The sequence below is a fragment of the Gordonia sp. QH-12 genome, from assembly GCF_001578675.1.
Lineage (GTDB): Bacteria > Actinomycetota > Actinomycetes > Mycobacteriales > Mycobacteriaceae > Gordonia > Gordonia sihwensis.
Map to the genome: position 1 here is coordinate 99,346 of NZ_KQ969293.1, position 19,127 is coordinate 118,472.

18 protein-coding genes are annotated in these 19,127 nt (G+C 67.9%); 17 read left to right on the plus strand and 1 reads right to left on the minus strand.

What is annotated here, in order from left to right:
• Positions 1–62: 62 nt before the first annotated feature.
• The 6 genes from argS (at position 63) to rho (ending at position 8,626) form a co-directional block, all read left to right on the plus strand.
• Positions 63–1,715, plus strand: coding sequence for an arginine--tRNA ligase (gene argS, locus Y710_RS12125; protein WP_006896418.1), 1,653 nt, complete (start codon positions 63–65; stop codon positions 1,713–1,715).
• Complete coding sequence (gene lysA, locus Y710_RS12130; RefSeq protein WP_197078091.1) at positions 1,712–3,136, plus strand: diaminopimelate decarboxylase; 1,425 nt, start codon at positions 1,712–1,714, stop codon at positions 3,134–3,136. The genes argS and lysA overlap by 4 nt, the downstream gene beginning before the upstream one ends.
• Positions 3,133–4,440, plus strand: coding sequence for a homoserine dehydrogenase (locus Y710_RS12135; RefSeq protein WP_062367560.1), 1,308 nt, complete (start codon positions 3,133–3,135; stop codon positions 4,438–4,440). Before lysA ends, Y710_RS12135 begins: the two co-directional genes overlap by 4 nt.
• Complete coding sequence (gene thrC, locus Y710_RS12140) at positions 4,433–5,518, plus strand: threonine synthase (RefSeq protein WP_006896415.1); 1,086 nt, start codon at positions 4,433–4,435, stop codon at positions 5,516–5,518. Before Y710_RS12135 ends, thrC begins: the two co-directional genes overlap by 8 nt.
• 16 nt (positions 5,519–5,534) lie before the next feature.
• A complete protein-coding gene (gene thrB, locus Y710_RS12145) occupies positions 5,535–6,485 on the plus strand; it encodes a homoserine kinase (protein ID WP_039867429.1) in 951 nt (316 codons plus the stop codon).
• A 212-nt stretch (positions 6,486–6,697) separates the two neighbouring features.
• Positions 6,698–8,626: a transcription termination factor Rho gene (gene rho, locus Y710_RS12150; RefSeq protein ID WP_231875737.1), complete on the plus strand. Its 1,929-nt coding sequence runs from the start codon at positions 6,698–6,700 to the stop codon at positions 8,624–8,626.
• A 93-nt stretch (positions 8,627–8,719) separates the two neighbouring features.
• Here rho and Y710_RS12155 read toward each other — a convergent pair whose 3' ends face one another.
• The gene (locus Y710_RS12155) at positions 8,720–9,904 is read right to left on the minus strand and encodes a diflavin oxidoreductase (protein WP_062367562.1); all 1,185 of its coding nucleotides are present in this window, start codon (positions 9,902–9,904) and stop codon (positions 8,720–8,722) included.
• A gap of 300 nt (positions 9,905–10,204) precedes the next feature.
• Here Y710_RS12155 and rpmE point away from each other — a divergent pair, with 300 nt between their 5' ends.
• The 11 genes from rpmE to Y710_RS12210 all read left to right on the plus strand — a co-directional run bounded on the left by rpmE (position 10,205) and on the right by Y710_RS12210 (position 19,063).
• Entirely contained in the window at positions 10,205–10,417 is a 213-nt protein-coding gene (gene rpmE, locus Y710_RS12160) for a 50S ribosomal protein L31 (RefSeq protein WP_006896411.1), read from the plus strand.
• A 184-nt stretch (positions 10,418–10,601) separates the two neighbouring features.
• Positions 10,602–11,675: a peptide chain release factor 1 gene (gene prfA, locus Y710_RS12165; RefSeq protein WP_062367563.1), complete on the plus strand. Its 1,074-nt coding sequence runs from the start codon at positions 10,602–10,604 to the stop codon at positions 11,673–11,675.
• The gene (prmC, locus tag Y710_RS12170; RefSeq protein WP_062367564.1) at positions 11,672–12,604 is read left to right on the plus strand and encodes a peptide chain release factor N(5)-glutamine methyltransferase; all 933 of its coding nucleotides are present in this window, start codon (positions 11,672–11,674) and stop codon (positions 12,602–12,604) included. The genes prfA and prmC overlap by 4 nt, the downstream gene beginning before the upstream one ends.
• Entirely contained in the window at positions 12,601–13,260 is a 660-nt protein-coding gene (locus tag Y710_RS12175) for an L-threonylcarbamoyladenylate synthase (RefSeq protein WP_062367573.1), read from the plus strand. The genes prmC and Y710_RS12175 overlap by 4 nt, the downstream gene beginning before the upstream one ends.
• Positions 13,257–14,480, plus strand: coding sequence for a serine hydroxymethyltransferase (locus Y710_RS12180; RefSeq protein WP_062367565.1), 1,224 nt, complete (start codon positions 13,257–13,259; stop codon positions 14,478–14,480). The genes Y710_RS12175 and Y710_RS12180 overlap by 4 nt, the downstream gene beginning before the upstream one ends.
• 2 nt (positions 14,481–14,482) lie before the next feature.
• Positions 14,483–15,640 (plus strand): glycosyltransferase family 4 protein, encoded by a 1,158-nt coding sequence (locus tag Y710_RS12185; RefSeq protein ID WP_062367574.1) that lies wholly within the window; start codon positions 14,483–14,485, stop codon positions 15,638–15,640.
• Positions 15,641–15,667: 27 nt separating this feature from the next.
• Positions 15,668–16,159, plus strand: a complete 492-nt coding sequence (locus tag Y710_RS12190) for a Cg1360 family ATP-synthase-associated protein (RefSeq protein WP_006896405.1) — start codon at positions 15,668–15,670, stop codon at positions 16,157–16,159.
• Between the two features lie 301 nt (positions 16,160–16,460).
• A complete protein-coding gene (gene atpB / locus Y710_RS12195; RefSeq protein ID WP_231875735.1) occupies positions 16,461–17,189 on the plus strand; it encodes a F0F1 ATP synthase subunit A in 729 nt (242 codons plus the stop codon).
• Between the two features lie 113 nt (positions 17,190–17,302).
• Entirely contained in the window at positions 17,303–17,545 is a 243-nt protein-coding gene (locus Y710_RS12200) for an ATP synthase F0 subunit C (RefSeq protein WP_006896403.1), read from the plus strand.
• A 14-nt stretch (positions 17,546–17,559) separates the two neighbouring features.
• The gene (locus Y710_RS12205) at positions 17,560–18,114 is read left to right on the plus strand and encodes a F0F1 ATP synthase subunit B (RefSeq protein ID WP_006896402.1); all 555 of its coding nucleotides are present in this window, start codon (positions 17,560–17,562) and stop codon (positions 18,112–18,114) included.
• Positions 18,115–18,238: 124 nt separating this feature from the next.
• The gene (locus Y710_RS12210) at positions 18,239–19,063 is read left to right on the plus strand and encodes a F0F1 ATP synthase subunit delta (RefSeq protein ID WP_006896401.1); all 825 of its coding nucleotides are present in this window, start codon (positions 18,239–18,241) and stop codon (positions 19,061–19,063) included.
• The last annotated feature ends 64 nt before the right edge of the window (positions 19,064–19,127 follow it).

The window sequence follows — 19,127 nt, forward strand, 5'->3', positions numbered from 1 at the left end:
CGATTCCCGGCACCGAGGTCCGATTGTCGTGAACCGCACCTGGGACAATAAGATAGGTTCCCGTGACTCCCACCGAACTCGCTGCTCTGCTTCGCGCTGCGACGCAGAAGGTCTTCCACGCTCATGACCTCGATACGTCGTTGATTCCGGAGACCGTGGTCGTGGAGCGTCCGCGCAGCCCGGAGCACGGCGATTACGCCACCAACATCGCCCTGCAACTGGGCAAGCGCGCGGGAGCCAATCCGCGCGAACTGGCGACGTGGCTGGCCGACGAGTTCGCGACCGACCCCGGCATCGACTCCGCGGAGGTCGCCGGACCCGGATTCGTCAATCTGCGCTTGGCTGCGGCCGCACAGAATCAGACGGTCGCCGCCGTCCTCGCACAGCGGGATGCGTACGGCCGCGGTGATGAGCTCTCGGCGCTGAACGTGAACCTGGAGTTCGTGTCCGCCAATCCCACCGGCCCCATCCACCTCGGCGGCACACGCTGGGCCGCGGTGGGCGACGCACTAGGGCGCGTGCTCACCGCACGCGGCGCGAAGGTGACGCGCGAGTACTACTTCAACGACCACGGCGAGCAGATCAACCGGTTCGCGAACTCGCTGCTGGCCGCGGCCAAGGGCGAGCCGACCCCCGACGACGGGTACGCCGGCGAGTACATCGACGAGATCGCCGCGACCGTCGTCGAGAAGTCGCCCGGAGTCCTCGAGCTGCCGGTCGCGGAGGCGCGGGAGGTCTTCCGTGCCGAGGGCGTGGAGCTCATGTTCGCGCACATCAAGCGGACGCTGCACGAGTTCGGCACCGATTTCGACGTCTACACGCACGAGAACTCGATGTTCGATCGAGGCCTCGTCGAGCAGGCGATCGACGAGCTCAAGGCCAACGGGAACCTGTACGAGGCCGAAGGCGCCTGGTGGCTGCGGTCGACGAATTACGGCGACGACAAGGACCGCGTCGTCATCAAGAGCGACGGGAACGCCGCCTACATCGCCGGCGACATCGCCTACCTCAAGGACAAGCACGACCGCGGCGCCAATCACCTCATCTACATGCTCGGCGCCGATCACCACGGCTACGTGGTTCGGCTGAAGGCCGCAGCCGCCGCGCTGGGATACGACCCCGAAGCCGTCGAGGTCCTCATCGGGCAGATGGTGAATCTGGTGAGGGACGGACAGCCGGTCCGGATGTCCAAGCGCGCGGGAACCGTCATCACGCTCGACGACCTCGTCGAGGCGGTCGGAGTCGACGCCGCCCGCTACGCGCTCATCCGCTCGTCGATCGACGTCAACATCGACATCGACCTCGATCTGCTGCGCAAGCAGTCCTCCGACAACCCGGTCTACTACGTGCAGTACGCGCATGCCCGGCTGTCGGCGCTGGCCCGTCACGCGGCCGAGCTCGGGTTGTCGGCGAGCACCGCGCGTCTGGAGCTTCTCGACGACGAGTCCGAGGGCGATCTGATCCGCACCATCGGCGACTTCTCCGAGGTGGTCGCCACCGCCGCCGCACTGCGCGAACCGCATCGGGTCTCCCGCTACCTGGAGTCGCTGGCCGGTGCCTATCACCGGTTCTACGCGCGCTGCCGCGTCCTCCCGCAGGGCGACGAGGAGGCGGGCGATGTGCACGCCGCCCGGCTCGCGCTCTGCGAAGCCACCCGCCAAGTCCTCGCCAACGGCCTCGAGCTGGTCGGCGTCAGCGCTCCGGAGAGAATGTGATGGCACACCCCGCCGGCCCCCGCCACGCCGAGATCCTCGCCGCTCCGCATCTCGCGGAGCGCCCCAACCGCCCCGAAGAGCTCTCCCGTATCCCGGAGAACGTCTACCCGCGCGGGACCGTCCGCGACGAGGACGGCGTCGTGACGATCGGCGGAGTCCGGGTCGACCGGCTCGCCGAGCAGTACGGCACCCCGCTGTTCGTGTACGACGAAGCGGACTTCCGGTCGCGCTGCGCCGACATGCAGCGGGCGTTCGGGCCGTACGGCCGCGTGCACTACGCGTCGAAGGCCTTTCTCTCCTCGCAGGTCGCGAAGTGGATCGAGTCCGAGGGCCTCTCGCTCGACGTCTGCTCCGGAGGCGAACTGGCGGTAGCGCTGCACGCGGGATTCCCCGCCGAGCGCATCGCGCTGCACGGCAACAACAAGGCCGAGGACGAACTGGCGGCGGCACTCGACGCCGGTGTCGGGGACATCGTCCTGGACTCGATGATCGAGATCGAGCGTCTGGACCGTCTCGCCGGTGAACGGGGAGTGGTCGCCGACGTGCTGGTCCGGGTGACTCCGGGCGTCGAGGCGCACACTCACGAGTTCATCTCGACGGCGCACGAGGACCAGAAGTTCGGTTTCGCACTCGCCGGCGGTGTGGCGCTCGACGCGGTTCGCGCGGTCTTCGCCGCCGACAACCTGCGTCTGGTGGGGCTGCACAGCCACATCGGCTCGCAGATCTTCGAGATCGACGGATTCGAGCTCGCCGCACGCCGGGTGATCGGCCTGCTCGCCGACATCGTCGCCGAGTTCGGGGTCGAGAAGACCTCGCAGCTCAAGGTGCTCGACCTCGGCGGCGGTCTCGGCATCTCATACCTGGAGAGCGACGACCCGCCGCCGGTCAGTGTGCTGGCCGAGGCGCTGGCGGAGATCGTCCGCCGCGAGTCGGCCGCGCTGAACCTGCCGATGCCGACCATCGCGGTCGAACCCGGTCGCGGGATCGCGGGGCCGGCGGGCGTGACGCTGTACCGGGTGGGAACCGTCAAGGACGTCGCACTCGACGGGAACACCGTGCGCCGGTACGTCTCGGTCGACGGCGGCATGAGCGACAACATCCGCACGGTGCTCTACGACGCCGAGTACGACGTCCGGCTCGCCTCGCGGGTCTCGGACGCGAAGGCCGTCGTCTGCCGGGTGGTGGGCAAGCACTGTGAGAGCGGCGATATCGTTATCCGCGACTGCTGGCTGCCGGACGACCTGGCCCCGGGCGATCTGCTCGTGGTGGGCGCCACCGGCGCCTACTGCTATTCCATGTCGAGCCGCTACAACATGGTGCCGCGTGCGGCGGTCGCGACAGTCAATGACGGCCGGTCCCGGCTCATGCTGAGGCGGGAGACGGTGGAGGACTTCTTGAGCCTGGAGGTGGACCCGGAATGAGCGAATCATCCCGTCCGATCGGCGTGGCCGTGTTGGGCATGGGCAATGTCGGCACCGAGGTCGTTCGGATTCTGACCGAGAACGCCGCCGACCTGCGGGCTCGGATCGGCGCGCCGCTCGTGCTCCGGGGCGTCGCGGTGCGCGATGCCTCCCGAGCACGCGAGGGCATCGATCCGGCGTTGCTGACCGACGATCCGCACAGACTCGTCGCCCGCGACGACGTCGACATGGTGGTCGAGCTGATCGGCGGCATCGAGCCGGCTCGCGCGCTCATCAAGACCGCCCTGGAGTCGGGCAAGTCCGTCGTCACCGCCAACAAGGCGCTGATCGCCGCGCATTCGGGCGAACTGGCCAAGGCGGCCGAGGACAACCGGGTCGACCTGTACTTCGAAGCGGCGGTCGCGGGCGCGATCCCGGTGATCCGCCCGCTGACCCAGTCGCTCGCGGGCGACTCGGTGAATCGGGTGGCCGGAATCGTCAACGGCACCACCAACTACATCCTCTCGGAGATGGACGAGACCGGCGCGGGCTACGGCAAGGTGCTCGCCGAGGCCGGCCGGCTGGGCTACGCCGAGGCCGATCCCACCGCGGACGTCGAAGGGTACGACGCGGCTTCGAAGGCCGCGATTCTCGCCTCGATCGCCTTCCATTCCCGGGTCACCGCGTCGGACGTCTACCGCGAGGGGATCACCAAGATCACCTCGAAGGATCTCGAGGCGGCGAAGAAGTTCGACTGCACGGTGAAGCTTCTGGCCATCTGCGAGCGCATCCAGACCGCCGACGGGGAGAAGATCTCCGCCCGCGTCTACCCGGCGCTGGTTCCGTTGGAGCACCCGCTCGCCACCGTCAACGGCGCGTTCAACGCCGTCGCCGTGGAGGCGGAGAATGCCGGCCGCCTGATGTTCTACGGTCAGGGCGCCGGCGGCGCACCCACCGCATCGGCGGTGCTCGGTGATCTGGTGATGGCCGCCCGGAACCGGGTGTACCACGGGCGCGGTCCGCTGGAATCCACGTACGCTTCGCTGCCGATCGCGTCGATCGACGAGGTCCCGACGCGCTACTACGTCTCGATGAAGGTCGCCGACAAGCCCGGAGTCCTTCAGCAGGTGGCGGGCGAGTTCGCGGCGCGCGACGTCAGCATCGCCGCGGTACGCCAGGAGGGCGCGGGCACCGACGCCCGGCTGATCGTCGTCACACATCGCGCCTCCGACCGCGCACAGTCGGAAACCGTTGCCGCACTTGAACAGATGGACTCCGTAATCAAGGTGTCCAGCGTGCTCCGTCTGGAGGGAACCAATGACTAACGCCGAGTACCAGCCCGTCCACCGCGGATGGCCGGGCCTGATCGAGGCCTACCGCGATCGCATGCCGGTGCGCGACGACTGGAAGATCGTCACCCTCCTGGAGGGCGCGACGCCGCTGGTGGCGGCTCCGGTGCTCTCGGAGATCACCGGCTGCGAGGTCTACCTCAAGGTGGAGGGGCTAAACCCCACCGGGTCGTTCAAGGACCGCGGTATGACGATGGCCGTCACCAATGCCGTCAACAACGGCAAGAAGGCGGTCCTCTGCGCCTCGACCGGCAACACGTCGGCTTCGGCGGCGGCGTATGCCACGCGCGCGGGAATCACCTGTGCGGTGCTGATCCCCGAGGGCAAGATCGCGATGGGCAAGCTCGCTCAGGCCGTCATGCACGGCGCGAAGGTGATCCAGGTGCAGGGCAACTTCGACGACTGTCTGGAGCTCGCGCGCAAGGTGACCGCCGACTACCCGGAGATCGAGCTGGTCAACTCGGTGAACCCGGCCCGCATCGAGGGCCAGAAGACGGCGTCGTTCGAGATCGTCGACGTCCTCGGCAAGGCCCCCGACGTGCACGCACTCCCGGTCGGTAACGCGGGAAACATCACCGCGTACTGGAAGGGTTACCGCGAGTACCACTCCGACGGGATCATCGACTCCCTGCCGCGCATGCTCGGCGTCCAGGCCGCCGGTGCCGCGCCGCTGGTCAACGGAGCCCCGGTGAGCGACCCGGAGACCATCGCGACCGCGATCCGCATCGGCTCGCCGGCCAGCTGGAACCAGGCCGTCGCCGCCAAGGACGAGTCGGGCGGCATGTTCCGGGCGGCCACCGACGAGAAGATCCTCGAGGCGTACAAGCTGGTCGCCGGACGCGAAGGCGTCTTCGTGGAGCCGGCCTCGGCCGCCAGCGTCGCCGGCCTGCTCGCGAGCCGCGAGGAGGGCTGGGTGAAGCCGGGGGAGACCGTGGTGTGCACCGTGACCGGCAACGGTTTGAAGGACCCGGACACGGCGCTGCTCGGCATGCCGAAGGTGGATGCGATCCAGGTCGATCCCGTCGCCGTGGCGACTGCGCTGGGTGTGAACTGACGACGTGGAAACGGCGATGACCAACGACGCGCTGATCGGGCATCCCGACGCGGAATGCATTCTGCCCGAGGGGCTTTCGGTCCGAGTGAAGGTCCCGGCGTCGAGTGCGAATCTGGGTCCGGGGTTCGATTGCCTCGGCATGGCCCTCGCGATCTACGACGAGGTCGCGGTCACCGTCACCGGAACCGGCATCACCGTCGCGGTGACCGGCGAAGCCGCCGACCAGGTTCCGCTCGACGAGCGCCACTTGGTGGCGCGCGCGGTGGTCCGGGGGTTCGAGAGCGCCGGCGTCGCAGTCGGCGGTTTCCACCTCGAATGCCGCAACGCGATCCCGCACTCGCGCGGGCTGGGGTCGTCGGCCGCGGCAGCGGTGGGCGGACTCGCGGCGGCGTCGGCGCTGGTGGCCCTCGACGGTCGGCGCCCGGCCCTCGACGACGCTGCGCTGGTGCAGCTCTCCAGTGAGTTCGAAGGCCATCCCGACAATGCGGCGGCGTCCGTGCTGGGCTCGGCGGTGGTGACGTGGTCGCACGGTCAGGAGTCGTTCTACGCCCGCCGGTTGGAGTTGCATCCGGCGGTGGTGGCCACGGTATTCGTGCCGCAGACCGAGTCGTCCACCGAGACCACGCGCGGCCTGCTTCCCGACGCGGTGCCGCGAGCGGACGCGGTCTTCAACGTCAGCCGCGCGGCACTGGGAGTCGTGGCACTGACCACCGATCCCGCCTGGCTGATCGACGCCACCGAGGACCGTCTGCACCAGGGCTATCGCGAACAGGCGCTTCCAGAGACGACTCGCCTGGTGCATTCATTGCGCGAACGCGGACACGCCGCTACCGTATCGGGTGCTGGGCCTTCGGTTCTGGTGCTGGGAACGAGTCCCCTCGGAACGCACGAGGCAGACCTCGCCGCCGATCTGGGTTTCGCGATGATCCCCGTCGCGGTGGCGGACGGCGTCGAGGTGGTCTCCTGACGCAGCGGCTACCCGGTGGTACGCTGACAGTGCTTCACCGGGACCCAGGGCGTGTCTGATCTCCACCCGATTGTCCGGCGAACCAACAATTTTTGCTCCTCCACCCGTGCTCTGGGTGGGGCCCCCGGCATCTGAAGCCGGGGAACGAAAGGAATTCCGTGACCGAAACGGATGTGCAGGCACCCAAGCGGGCCCGTACCGGACTTTCCGCCATGCTGCTGCCCGAACTCCGCAGTCTGGCTGCTGAGCTGGGCATCAAGGGCACGTCGGGAATGCGCAAGGGCGATCTGATCGACGTGATCAGGGCTCATCAGCACGGCGGAGCAGGCTCCGCCAAGGGCGCAGAGAAGGCCGCAGCGGACAAGCGTGCGGAGAAGCCCGCAGAGAAGTCCGACGCAGAGAAGTCCGACGCAGCGAAGTCTGCGCCGGAGAAGCCGCAGGCCGGCGAGCGTGCCGCGAACGATCAGCAGCCCAGTGGACGGCGCAATGCCCGGCGCGGCGCCGATGCTGCGGGCGACGGTGGATCGTCGCAGACCGCGAAGGCTCCGCAGACCGACAGCGCTGACCAGAAGAGCGCTGACCAGAAGAGCTCCGACCAGAAGAACTCCGACCAGCGCAACACCGAGCAGGGCCGCGACGAGAAGCCCGCCCAGCAGCGCGGCGAGCAGGACGGCGACGGCAACCGGCGCAACCGCAACCGGAACCGCGGGGGAGAGCGGAACCAGGGCGACAAGAGCCAGGACGGCGGCGATAAGTCGGGTCAGGGCAATCAGAACCAGGGCGGGAACCAGAACCAGGGTCAGAAGAACCAGGGCGGCAACCAGGGCCAGGGCGGCAACCAGGGCGGCGGTCAGAACCAGAACCGCAACAACAACGATGACGACGACGGCGAGGGCGGTGGTCGTCGCCGCGGACGCCGGTTCCGCGAGCGTCGTCGCGGACGCGACCGCGACGGCGGCAACGCGGGGGAGCCCCAGGTCAACGAGGGCGACGTCCTCGCGCCGGTGGCGGGCATCCTCGACGTGCTCGACAACTACGCGTTCGTGCGGACGTCCGGCTACCTGGCCGGACCCAACGACGTCTACGTATCGATGAACATGGTCCGCCGCAACGGACTGCGCCGCGGTGACGCGATCACCGGTGCCGTGAAGGTGCCGCGCGAGGGCGAGAACCCCAACAACCAGCGGCAGAAGTTCAATCCGCTGGTGCGGCTGGACACCGTCAACGGCACCGACGTCGACTCGGCGCGCAAGCGTCCCGACTTCACCAAGCTGACTCCGCTCTACCCGAATCAGCGACTGCGGCTCGAGACCACGCCCGAACGGATCTCCACCCGCGTCATCGACCTGATCATGCCGATCGGCAAGGGGCAGCGTGCGCTGATCGTCTCCCCGCCGAAGGCCGGTAAGACGACGATCCTGCAGGACATCGCGAACGCGATCACCACCAACAATCCGGAATGCCACCTGATGGTGGTGCTGGTGGACGAGCGTCCCGAAGAAGTCACCGATATGCAGCGGAGTGTGAAGGGCGAGGTCATCGCGTCGACCTTCGACCGCCCGCCGTCGGATCACACCAGCGTCGCGGAGCTCGCGATCGAGCGTGCCAAGCGGCTGGTGGAGAACGGTATGGACGTCGTCGTGCTGCTCGACTCGATCACCCGTCTCGGCCGCGCGTACAACAACGCATCGCCCGCCTCGGGCCGCATCCTCTCCGGTGGTGTCGACTCCCAGGCGCTGTATCCGCCGAAGCGATTCCTCGGTGCCGCGCGCAACATCGAGAACGGCGGATCGCTGACGATCATCGCTTCGGCGCTGGTCGAGACCGGGTCGACGGGCGACACGGTGATCTTCGAGGAGTTCAAGGGCACGGGCAACGCCGAACTGAAGCTCGACCGTAAGATCGCCGAGCGGCGCGTCTTCCCCGCGGTCGACGTCAACCTGTCGAGCACGCGCAAGGACGAGCTCCTGCTGTCGCCGGATGAGTTCGCCATCGTCCACAAACTGCGCCGTCTGCTCTCCGGACTGGACTCGCAGGCCGCGATCGACCTGCTCGTCGCGCAGCTCAAGAAGACGCGGAGCAATGTCGAGTTCCTGATGCAGGTGAGCAAGAACGCGCCCAGCGTCGTCGACAACGACTGAGGCCTCCACCGCGGAGTGGTGCACTGTGCCGTATTCCGTGACCCGAATCGGGTCACGGGGTACGGCACAGGGGCGTTTCGGGAGAGTGCGGCGTCAGTAGACGTCGCGGCGGTACTGACCCGACTCGCGCAGCCGCTGGAGTTCGGCGCGTGCTCCCTCATCGTCGAAGCCGCCGTACTCGCGAATGATCGCCACCAGGGTCTCCTCCACGTCGCGTGCCATCTTGGTGGCGTCGCCGCAGACGTAGAGGACCGCGCCGTCGCGGATCCAGCTGTACAGTTCTTCGCCCCGTCCTCCCATGAGGTGCGAGACGTAGACCTTCTCGTCCTGCTCGCGGGAGAAGGCGACGTCGAGCCGGAGGGTCCCGTCGGCTTCCATCGCCCACATCTCGTCGCGGTACAGGAAGTCCTGGTCGCGATGTCGAGCACCGTGGAACAGCCAGTTGCGTCCTCGGCCGTTGTCCTGGCGGCGCTCGTGCAGAAAGGCACGGAACGGGGCGATGCCCGTGCCCGGGCCCACCATGATGATGTCGGTGTCCGGCTCGGGCAGCCGGAACGACTTGTTGGCCGTCACGTAGATCCCCACGGTGTCGCCGGGTTCCACGCGGTCGGCGAGATAGGTGGACGCGGCGCCGCCGCGGTCGCGGCCATCGCCCCAGAACTCGGTCGCGAAATGTCGCACGGTGGCGGGCGTCAGGTGCAGGGTTCCCTCGTGGACGGCAGGCGACGACGAGATCGAGTACGTGCGGGCGGCGAGGGGGCGCAGTTCGCCGAGGAAGGCCTCGGGCGTCGGAAACCAGGTGGGGTCCAGGTTGAGCAGGTCCAGGACGTCCCTGCCGCGCGACCATTCTTCGAGTGCGGCACGGTCGCCGGCCAGCAGGTCGGCCACCTCTCCGACGCCGCGGGCGTTCGCGAGGTGATCGAGCAGGTACGGCGAGACCGAGGTGATCTCGAAACCGTGTGTGAGTGCATTGGTGAGCGTCCGCTCACCCTTGCGGTCGGTGATCACCGTGTCGCCCGGAACGCCGAGCCGGTCGACGATCGCGGCGACCAGCGCCGGCTCGTTGGCGGGGGTGACGTTGACGGCATCGCCTGGCAGGTACTCCAGCCCGGAGCCGGAGATGTCGAGTACGAGGTGGCGCACCTCCTTGTCGCTGTCGGGTGCCGTCAGGAGGCTGTTGCGCACCACGGTCGCAGGGTACGGATTCCGGCGGGACCAGCGAGGCCGTTTCGAGGCGCGGGCGGTTGCGGCATCACTCGTCGGATTCGCGGTCGTCATGTGTACTCGGTGCTCCCGGAGGCTCGCAGGGACGTGGTGCGGGGTGGACGGCGTCCTCGACCGGGCCGGTCCGAGTACGAGGGTAGACCGTCCGGCGGTCGGCTCCGGTTGGGCCCGACAGGAAGAGAGACCGGTCTCACTGCGATCTGACTGCTGTCGCGCTGGAGGACCGCCAGGCCTCGCACCTGCGCGATTGGCCGGGGTGACCGGGGTTGTGGAATAATTCTTCGGTCAGTCCGGTTCCGGTTCACACCACTGAAAAATCAGAGGTGACCCGGCGACCATGATGAAGGGACATCAATGAAGCAGGGAATCCATCCCGACTACGAGGTGACCACCGTCAACTGCGGTTGCGGCAATGAGTTCACCACGCGCAGCACCGCCAAGGGCGGCCACATCACCGTGGAAGTCTGCTCCAACTGCCACCCGTTCTACACCGGCAAGCAGAAGATCCTCGATACCGGCGGTCGTGTGGCTCGCTTCGAGAAGCGTTACGGCAAGCGCGTCAAGTAGCTTGCATCCGGCGCCCGGCGAGAGATCCCAGCGGATCTCGAGTCGGGCGTCTGTCGTTTAACGCCCACCGTCGTTTAACGCCACCGTCGGTTAACGCCCGCTGTCGTTCGACGCCGCCGTCTGGCGCAGCGCGGCACGCCGGAGTGTCTGGGTGGAGCCTCCTAGGACGAAAGAGAATCATCAGGTGAGTACGCAGGAACCGTCCGCGATCGACGACATCCTCGCCGAGCACGCCGGACTCCAGGCTCAGTTGTCCGACCCGTCGTTGCACGACGATCCGGCCAACGCGCGCCGCGTGGGCAAACGGTTCGCCGAACTCGCACCCGTGATGACCACCTACACCAAGCTCACGGCCGCGCGCGACGACCTCGAGGCGGCCAGGGAACTCGCCGAGGCAGATCCGGGATTCGCCGAGGAGATCCCGGCGCTCGAGTCGACCGTCGCCGAGTTGGACGCCGCGCTGACCGACCTGCTGGCGCCCCGCGATCCACACGATTCCGACGACGTCGTGCTCGAGGTCAAGTCGGGAGCGGGTGGCGAGGAGTCGGCGCTGTTCGCCTCCGACCTCGTCCGCATGTACCTGAAGTACTGCGAGAAGCGCGGCTGGAAGGCGACGGTCCTGGGCGTCACCGAGTCCGATCTCGGCGGCTACAAGGAGGCCACCGTGTCGATCAAGGCGCGGGAGACGCTCCGCGACGGTGTGTGGTCGCGGCTGAAGTTCGAGGGCGGTGTCCACCGGGTTCAGCGGGTTCCGGTCACCGAGTCCCAGGGCCGGATCCACACATCGGCCGCCGGGGTGCTGATCTACCCGGAGCCCGACGAGGTGGAGGAGATCCACATCGACGAGTCCGACCTCCGGATCGACGTCTACCGCAGTTCCGGGAAGGGCGGTCAGGGCGTCAACACCACCGACTCGGCGGTCCGCATCACGCACCTGCCGACGAACATCGTCGTGACCTGTCAGAACGAGCGCTCGCAGTTGCAGAACAAGGCCCGTGCCATGCAGGTGCTCGCGGCGCGGCTCAAGGCCCTGGCGGAGGAGGAGGCCGAGGCCGAGGCCGCCGCCGGCCGGCAGGCGCAGATCCGGACCGTGGACCGTTCGGAGCGGATCCGCACGTACAACTTCCCGGAGAACCGCATCACCGACCACCGGATCGGCTACAAGGCCAACAACCTCGACTCGGTGCTCGACGGTGAGATGGACGCGCTGCTCGACGCGCTCGTCGACGCCGACAAGCAGGCACGCCTGCAGCAGTGACGGCACCCGAAGGCGGTTCGGCCGACGCTCTGCGCCGGTGGGCGGCGGTGCGGCTGGCCGAGGCCGGGATCGACTCGGCCGGTGCCGAGGCCGCCGAACTGGTGGCGCAGATGCTCGGGGTGGATCCCGGACGGCTGCTTCTCGTCGATGAGGTGCCTGCCGAGCTGCGCGGTCGCGTCGTTGCCGCCGTGGAGCAACGCTGCTCGCGGGTTCCTTTGCAGCACATCACTTCTCGCGCATTCTTCGCGGGCCTGGAGTTGACGGTGGGACCGGGAGTCTTCATTCCGCGGCCGGAGACCGAGTTGCTAGCGGAGTGGGCGCTGGCCCGCATCGCCGAACTCCGCGAGAGTGCGGGCGACCCGATCCGCGTGGTCGACCTGTGCTCCGGGAGCGGCGCGCTGGCCCTGGCGATCTCCGCCGGCGCACCCGACGCGACGGTGACGGCCGTCGAGCGCTCGGAGCGGGCGCTGTCGTATCTGCGACGCAACCTCGAGGCGACCGGACTCACGGAACGGGTCGCCGTGGTGCGGGCCGACGTCACCGATGTCGCGGCGGTCGCGCCCCTGCTGGCTTCGGCGCACGTCGTCGTGAGCAACCCGCCGTACGTTCCGTCCGGCGCCGAGGTCTCACCGGAGGTGGCGCACGATCCGCCCGAGGCGGTCTTCTCCGGCGACTGCGGAATGGACCTGATCGATCAACTGGCGCCGATCCTCGCCTCGGCTCTGCGAGTGGGCGCGTCTGTGGCCGTCGAGCACGACGACACGACCGCCGATCTGGTGCGCGACGCGCTGACGGCGACCGGCGGATTCGCCGCCGTCCGCACCCATGACGACCTCGCCGGGCGACCCCGGTTCGTGACCGCTGTACGAGCAGCCGTCGGTGACCCTGCGCGATCGGGGGCCGACGGCGTGGAAGGATGGAATACGTGAGCGCGGTGTTCGATTGCAGTGATCCAGACGAGCGGGAAGCCGGAATCCGGGCGGCGGTGGGAGCCGTGCGCGCCGGGCGGCTCATCGTGATGCCGACCGACACGGTCTACGGACTCGGGTGCGACGCATTCGACAGCGAAGCGGTCGCGTCGCTGCTGGCGGCGAAGGGCCGCGGGCGGGACATGCCGGTACCGGTCCTGGTGGGCTCGTGGCACACCGTGGACGGTCTCGTCAGGTCGGTGTCGCCGCAGGCCCGAGAGCTGGTGCAGGCCTTCTGGCCGGGCGGTTTGAGCCTGGTGGTGGAGCAGGCCCCGTCTCTCGCCTGGGATCTCGGCGACACCTCGGGCAGCGTGATGATCCGCATGCCCCTGCATCCGGTCGCGATCGAATTGCTGCGGGAGATCGGGCCGATGGCCGTCTCCAGCGCCAATATCTCCGGCCATCCGCCGGCGGTGCAGGTGCACCAGGCCCGCGAGCAGCTGCAGGAGAAGGTGTCGGTCTATCTCGACGGCGGTCCGGCCGACCATGCCGTCGCCTCGACGATCGTCGACCTCACCGGCCCGGGCCCTCGCATTCTGCGTGAGGGCGCGATCACCGCCGAGGACATCGCCGAAGTGCTCGACGTGGACGCGGATGAGCTCCGGGGACGGCCGTGACCGATCCGCTGGCGAGTGATCCGGAGATCGCCGAACTGCTTCGGCGCGAGGAGACGCGCCGGCGCGGCAGCCTGCAGATGGTGGCCGCGGAGTCGACGGCCACCCCCGCGGTGCGGGCCGCGGTCGGATCGATTCTGGCGGACAAGTACGCCGAGGGCTATCCCGGCCACCGGTACCACGGCGGAGCGGAGGTGGTCGACGAGGTCGAGCAGCTCGCGATCAGCCGCGCGCACACGCTGTTCGGCGCCGATTACGTCAACGTCCAGCCGCTGTCGTGGGCGCTCGCGAACTTCGCGGTGTACGCCGCGTTCTCGCAGCCGGGCGATCAGGTGCTCTCCCTGAATCTCAAGCACGGCGGCCACCAGTCACACGGCTCGCGCGCGAACCTGTCGGGACGCTGGTTCAGTGTCCTGAACTACGAGGTCCGCCGCGACACCGAGCGGATCGACTACGACCAGATCCGGGATCTGGCCCTGATCCACCGGCCGCGGATTCTCGTCGCGGGCGGTACGTCCTACTCCCGGTCGTGGGACTTCGCGGCGATGCGCACCATCGCCGACGAGGCCGACTGCATCCTCTGGGTCGACGCGGCGCATCTGGCCGGTCTCGCCGTCGGCGGGGTGCTCGACTCGCCCGTGCCGTACGCCGACGTGGTGACGGTCGCCACCAACAAGGTGATGCGCGGACCGCGCGGCGGACTGCTGCTCGCCAGGTCCGAACACGAGGACTCGCTCTCGCGGGCGGTGTACCCGTTCATGCAGGGCGCTCCGGCGATGCACTCGATCGCGGCCAAGGCGGTGGCGTTCGGCGAGTGCCTGCGCCCGGAGTACGCGGCCTATGCCCGCGACGTGGCGGACGACGCCGCCACCCTGGCCGCCGAACTGGGCGCGCGCGGGCTGCGCACCGTCTCGGGCGGCACCGACACGCATCTGGCGGTGATCGAGGTCTCGTCGCTCGGCATCACCGGACGGGAAGCGGCCAAGCGGCTGGCGGCCTGCCGGATCATCGTCGACAAGGCGGTCACCCCGTTTGACGAGGCGCCGGTCTCCGAGGGCTCGGCCATCCGCTTCGGCACGGCCGTACTCGCCGCCGACGGACTGCGGCCCGCGGACATGCCGCAGATCGCCGACCTCATGCTCGACGCCATGCGGACCGATCCGTCCGACGAGGCCCGCCGCGCGGCGATCACCGCCGCCGTGGCGGCCGTGGGGGAGGGGTGACGGTGCTCGGATACGCGCTGGAGTCGTCCGGCGGCGGTGCCGGCGTGCCCTTGCGCGAACTCGCGCTCGTCGGCCTCACCGCCGCGGGGATCACGTACTTCCTGACCTCGCTGGTGCGGGTCTGTGCGGTCCGCTTCGGCGCCGTCGCCGTGCCCCGGCAGCGTGACGTCCATGTGATCCCGACGCCGCGGCTCGGCGGTGTCGGAATGTACATCGGCATCGTCTGCGCGATCGGCCTGGCCGCACAGTTGCCCGCTTTGAACCGCGGATTCTCGTACACCCACGACATGCTGGCCGTCATCACCGCGGGACTGGTGATCGTGCTCGTCGGCGTGATCGACGACCGCTGGGGCCTGGATGCGCTGACCAAATTCGTCGGACAGCTCACCGCCGCCGGCGTCCTGGTCATCATGGGCGTCAGCTGGTACCTGCTCTACGTGCCGTTCGCCGACATCGGCACGGTGGTCCTCGATCCGCTCCAGGCCGGCCTGCTCACCGTCGCCATCACGGTCACCACGATCAACGCGATCAATTTCGTCGACGGACTCGACGGCCTCGCGGCCGGACTCGGGCTCATCGCCGCCAGTGCGATCTGCCTGTTCTCCCTCGGACTCCTCCACGACCAGGGCGGCGACGTGAGTTACTACCCGCCGGCCCTGATCACCGTGGCTCTCGCCGGCGCGTGCCTGGGCTTTCTGCCGCACAACTTTTCGCCGGCGCGGATCTTCATGGGCGACTCGGGCGCCATGCTGATCGGACTCATGCTCGCCGCCGCGTCGACGAGCGCCTCGGGCCGCGTCGCCCGCAGCGCATACGGCCCCGCGGATATGTTCACCCTGCTCTCGCCGCTGATCCTGGTGGCGGCGGTGATGTTCATTCCGATGCTCGACATGATCATGGCGGTGATCCGGCGGACGCGCGCCGGAGTGGGCTTCTACACGCCGGACAAGATGCACCTTCACCACCGGTTGCTCGAACTCGGACATTCGCAGCGACGCGTGGCGCTGCTGATCTACCTGTGGGTCGGCGTGCTGGCCTTCTCCGTGGCGGCGGGCAGCCTGCTCCCTCTCGAGGTGGTGATGCCGCTGTTCTTCGGTGGTCTGGTCATCGCGCTGGCGGCGACCTTCGCTCCGCGGTTGAGCCGCCGGTTCGCCCGATAGCGGGGCGGCTGGCTAACCTGGTCTCTCGTGTCGACCAATGACGAGAACGAATCACCCGAACCGGCCGCGAGCGGCATCGACTCGGGGGCGCTGGACGAGGCCACCGATCCCACCGCGCCGCTGCGGGCCGGCCTCAAGTACGGCCTCTACGGACTCGGGGCGCTGCTCGTCGCGGGCCTGCTGATCTGGTGGCCCTGGAAGGGCACTCCGGGGTTGTGGGGCGTACTGGTGGGCGCAGCGATCGGCGGCGGCTTCATCCTCATCACGGTGTTGACCATCCTGCTCACCGCGAAGGCGTCACCGAGCGTGGTGATGGGGGCCCTCATGGGTGGATACCTCGTCAAGGTGGTGATCGTGATCGCTGTGACCGCGCTTCTGAAGGATATGACCTTCTACAGCAAAGGCGCGCTGGTCAGCATGCTGATCGGCGCGATCGTTCTGGTTCTGGGCAGCGAACTGTGGGGAGTGTTGACCACCCGGCAGACCTATGTGGGTCCGGACGCCGACTCGGAGGTCTGAATGTGACGAGTATCACGAAGGGTCGCCTGACCAGCTACTACGGCTGATAGTAGAACGATTGCATCGGGACGATATGCAGATATTGTCGCCCCGGATTGGTCGCTGACCATCCTGACTTGCTAGTCTGCTCACCGCGGGTCGATGCGGCAATGTGCAGTTCAATGCACTGCGGCACCTCGCACACTGAACGATGGAACCCGCCGGCTGAGAAGTTGTGCGGGCCCGAGAACGGGAGAGAACGCTGAGCGCCACCCTCGCAGCCGAGTTCCACGCACCGTCCCTGGATGACTTCTACCCCCCGATGCTGTTCGGAGAAGACACCTGGTGGGGAATGGACCGGCTCATGCTGATCCGAGTCGTCGTGGCGGTGCTCGTCGCGGCGTTTTTCGCGCTCGCTCTGCGCAGCCCCAAGATCGTCCCGAGTGGTCTTCAGAACGTCGGTGAGAGCTTCATCGACTGGGTGCGCATCAACATCGCCGAGGAGATCCTCGGCAAGCAGAACGGCCGCAAGTTCCTGCCGATCATCGCCTCGATCTTCTTCGCGACGATCTTCCTGAACTTGACCTCGATCATCCCGTTCCTGAACATCTCCACCAACGCACGCATCGGCATGCCGCTGGTGATGGCGGCGGTCGCCTACATCACCTACTGCTGGGTGGGCATCGCCAAGTTCGGCTTCTTCGGCTTCATCCGATCCTCGATCGTGCTCCCCGGTGTGCCGCTGCCGATCCACTTCCTGCTGGTTCCGATCGAGTTCGTCTCGACCTTCATTCTGCGGCCGTTCACGCTGACCGTCCGACTCATGGCCAACATGCTGTCCGGCCACATCATGCTCGCGCTGTTCTTCGCCGCGACGCAGTTCTTCATCATCGACAAGAGCGGCATCTGGAGCGTCGCCGGACTGGGCTCGCTCGTCGCCGCCGTCGGCTTCACCTTCTTCGAACTTCTGGTCATCGCGCTGCAGGCGTACATCTTCGCTCTGCTGACCGCGGTCTACATCGACCAGTCGATCCACGCAGACGCGCACTGACACGACTCGTCCTGACCAACTGAATACTTCGGGCCGGCACGAGCGCCGGACCGAAACAGACTGACTCGCTCGCCCGACCGGGTGGGGAGCCACCAAGAAAGGGAATCGCAAAGATGAGCTACATCGCCCAGACTCTGGCCGACGAAACCATCACGGGTAAGGGCTTCGGCGCGATCGGCTACGGCCTCGCTGCCATCGGCCCCGGTATCGGCGTCGGCATCGTGGCCGGCAAGGCCATCGAGGGTATCGCCCGTCAGCCCGAGCTGGCCGGTCAGATCCGCACCACCATGTTCCTCGGTATCGCACTCTCTGAGGCTCTGGCGCTGATCGGTATCGTCGCCGGCTTCATCTTCTGATACGAGACCACGACATGATCAACACCAGTCTGATTCTCGCCGAAGAGAGCGAGAGCCATAACCCGCTCCTTCCCGAGTGGTACGACATCACCTGGTCGCTGGTCGCCTTCGCCGTCGTCCTCTTCGTCTTCTGGAAGTTCGTCATCCCGCGGTACCGCAAGGTGCTCGACGAGCGTCACGACACGATCGAGGGCGGTATCGCCCGCGCCGAGGCGGCTCAGGCCGAAGCGGCTCAGCAGCTGGCGGCGTACCGCGAGCAGCTCGCAGGAGCTCGTGAAGAGGCTGCGGCGATCCGCGACGAGGCACGCACCCAGGGTGCGCAGATCGTCTCGGACATGAAGGCTCAGGCAACCACCGAGAGCGAGCGGATCATCGCCAACGGCGCGGCTCAGCTCGACGCCCAGCGTCAGCAGGTCGTCTCCGAACTGCGCGGTGACCTCGGCAAGCTGTCGGTCGATCTGGCCGAGAAGCTGGTCGGTGCGTCCCTGTCGGACGACGTCAAGCAGGCCGGAACCGTCGACCGGTTCCTCGCCGAGCTGGACGGCGTGTCGAACGAGACCGCCAAGTAATCCGATGGATACACCGATGGTGCGGGTCGGCGAGGGGGTCGGAGAGATCTCCGTCCCTCGCTCCGCCGCATCCGAGGCAAGCCGACACCCAGGCGGGGTCCGCCTAGACAAGGAATGTAGCTAGATGTACGCAGCGTCAAGCCGCGAAGCCCTCGAAGGGGCCCGCGTTGAGCTGGAAACCGTCCTTCGTGGAACCTCCGCATCGTCCGACACCGATGCGGTGACTGTCGGCGAGGAACTGCTGTCGGTGTCCGACGCCGTCAGTGGTGACCGCTCGCTGCGCATCGCGCTGGCCGACTCGAGCACTGCGCCCGACACCCGGGCGGCAGTGGCCGACAAGGTCCTGACCGGCAAGGTCTCTGACGCCACCCGTTCCATCGTCTCCTCGACGGCGGCGCGGGCGTGGTCAAGCGATGCCGACCTCGTCGAAGGCCTCCGCCGGCTGGGCCGAGAGGCTCTGCTGCTGGCTGCCAAGGACGCGGGCAAGTCCGATGCCGTCGAAGACGAGCTGTTCCGCCTCGCACGCGTGATCAAGGGCGACACGGCTCTGGAGCAGGCACTGTCCGATCGTGCACGCAGCACCGCCGATCGCACCGCGTTGCTGCGCAAGCTGATCGACGGCAAGGTGGACACCATCACCGAGCGGCTGGCGGTGAACGCGGTCGCGACCACCGAGGAGCTCCCCGGCGACGCGGTCGACGAACTGTCGCAGCTCGCCGCGGCGAGCAACGGCCGCAAGGTCGCCTACGTCACCAGCGCGGGCGAGCTGTCGAGCGATCAGCGCAACGCGCTCGCGGCCAAGCTCACCGAGATCTACTCGGCACCCGTCACCCTGCACGTCGACATCGATCCCGAGCTTCTCGGCGGCGTCGTGGTGCGTGTCGGTGACGAACGCATCGACGGCAGCATCTCGGGCAAGATCGCGACGCTGCGTCGCGGCCTGCGGTAACACCATCGCACGTCACCACAATCGATTCCCAAGACCAAGAACCAGAAAGCCAGGAAGAGCAGGA

What these genes read in the sequence shown, in the direction of transcription:
- Y710_RS12205 (WP_006896402.1), top strand. Translation starts at nt 17,560, where the DNA reads ATGATCAACACCAGTCTGATTCTCGCCGAAGAGAGCGAGAGCCATAAC.
- thrC (WP_006896415.1), top strand. Translation starts at nt 4,433, where the DNA reads ATGACTAACGCCGAGTACCAGCCCGTCCACCGCGGATGGCCGGGCCTG.
- rho (WP_231875737.1), top strand. Translation starts at nt 6,698, where the DNA reads ATGCTGCTGCCCGAACTCCGCAGTCTGGCTGCTGAGCTGGGCATCAAG.
- Y710_RS12155 (WP_062367562.1), bottom strand. Translation starts at nt 9,904, where the DNA reads ATGACGACCGCGAATCCGACGAGTGATGCCGCAACCGCCCGCGCCTCG.
- thrB (WP_039867429.1), top strand. Translation starts at nt 5,535, where the DNA reads ATGACCAACGACGCGCTGATCGGGCATCCCGACGCGGAATGCATTCTG.
- Y710_RS12210 (WP_006896401.1), top strand. Translation starts at nt 18,239, where the DNA reads ATGTACGCAGCGTCAAGCCGCGAAGCCCTCGAAGGGGCCCGCGTTGAG.
- Y710_RS12200 (WP_006896403.1), top strand. Translation starts at nt 17,303, where the DNA reads ATGAGCTACATCGCCCAGACTCTGGCCGACGAAACCATCACGGGTAAG.
- Y710_RS12135 (WP_062367560.1), top strand. Translation starts at nt 3,133, where the DNA reads ATGAGCGAATCATCCCGTCCGATCGGCGTGGCCGTGTTGGGCATGGGC.
- atpB (WP_231875735.1), top strand. Translation starts at nt 16,461, where the DNA reads ATGCTGTTCGGAGAAGACACCTGGTGGGGAATGGACCGGCTCATGCTG.
- rpmE (WP_006896411.1), top strand. Translation starts at nt 10,205, where the DNA reads ATGAAGCAGGGAATCCATCCCGACTACGAGGTGACCACCGTCAACTGC.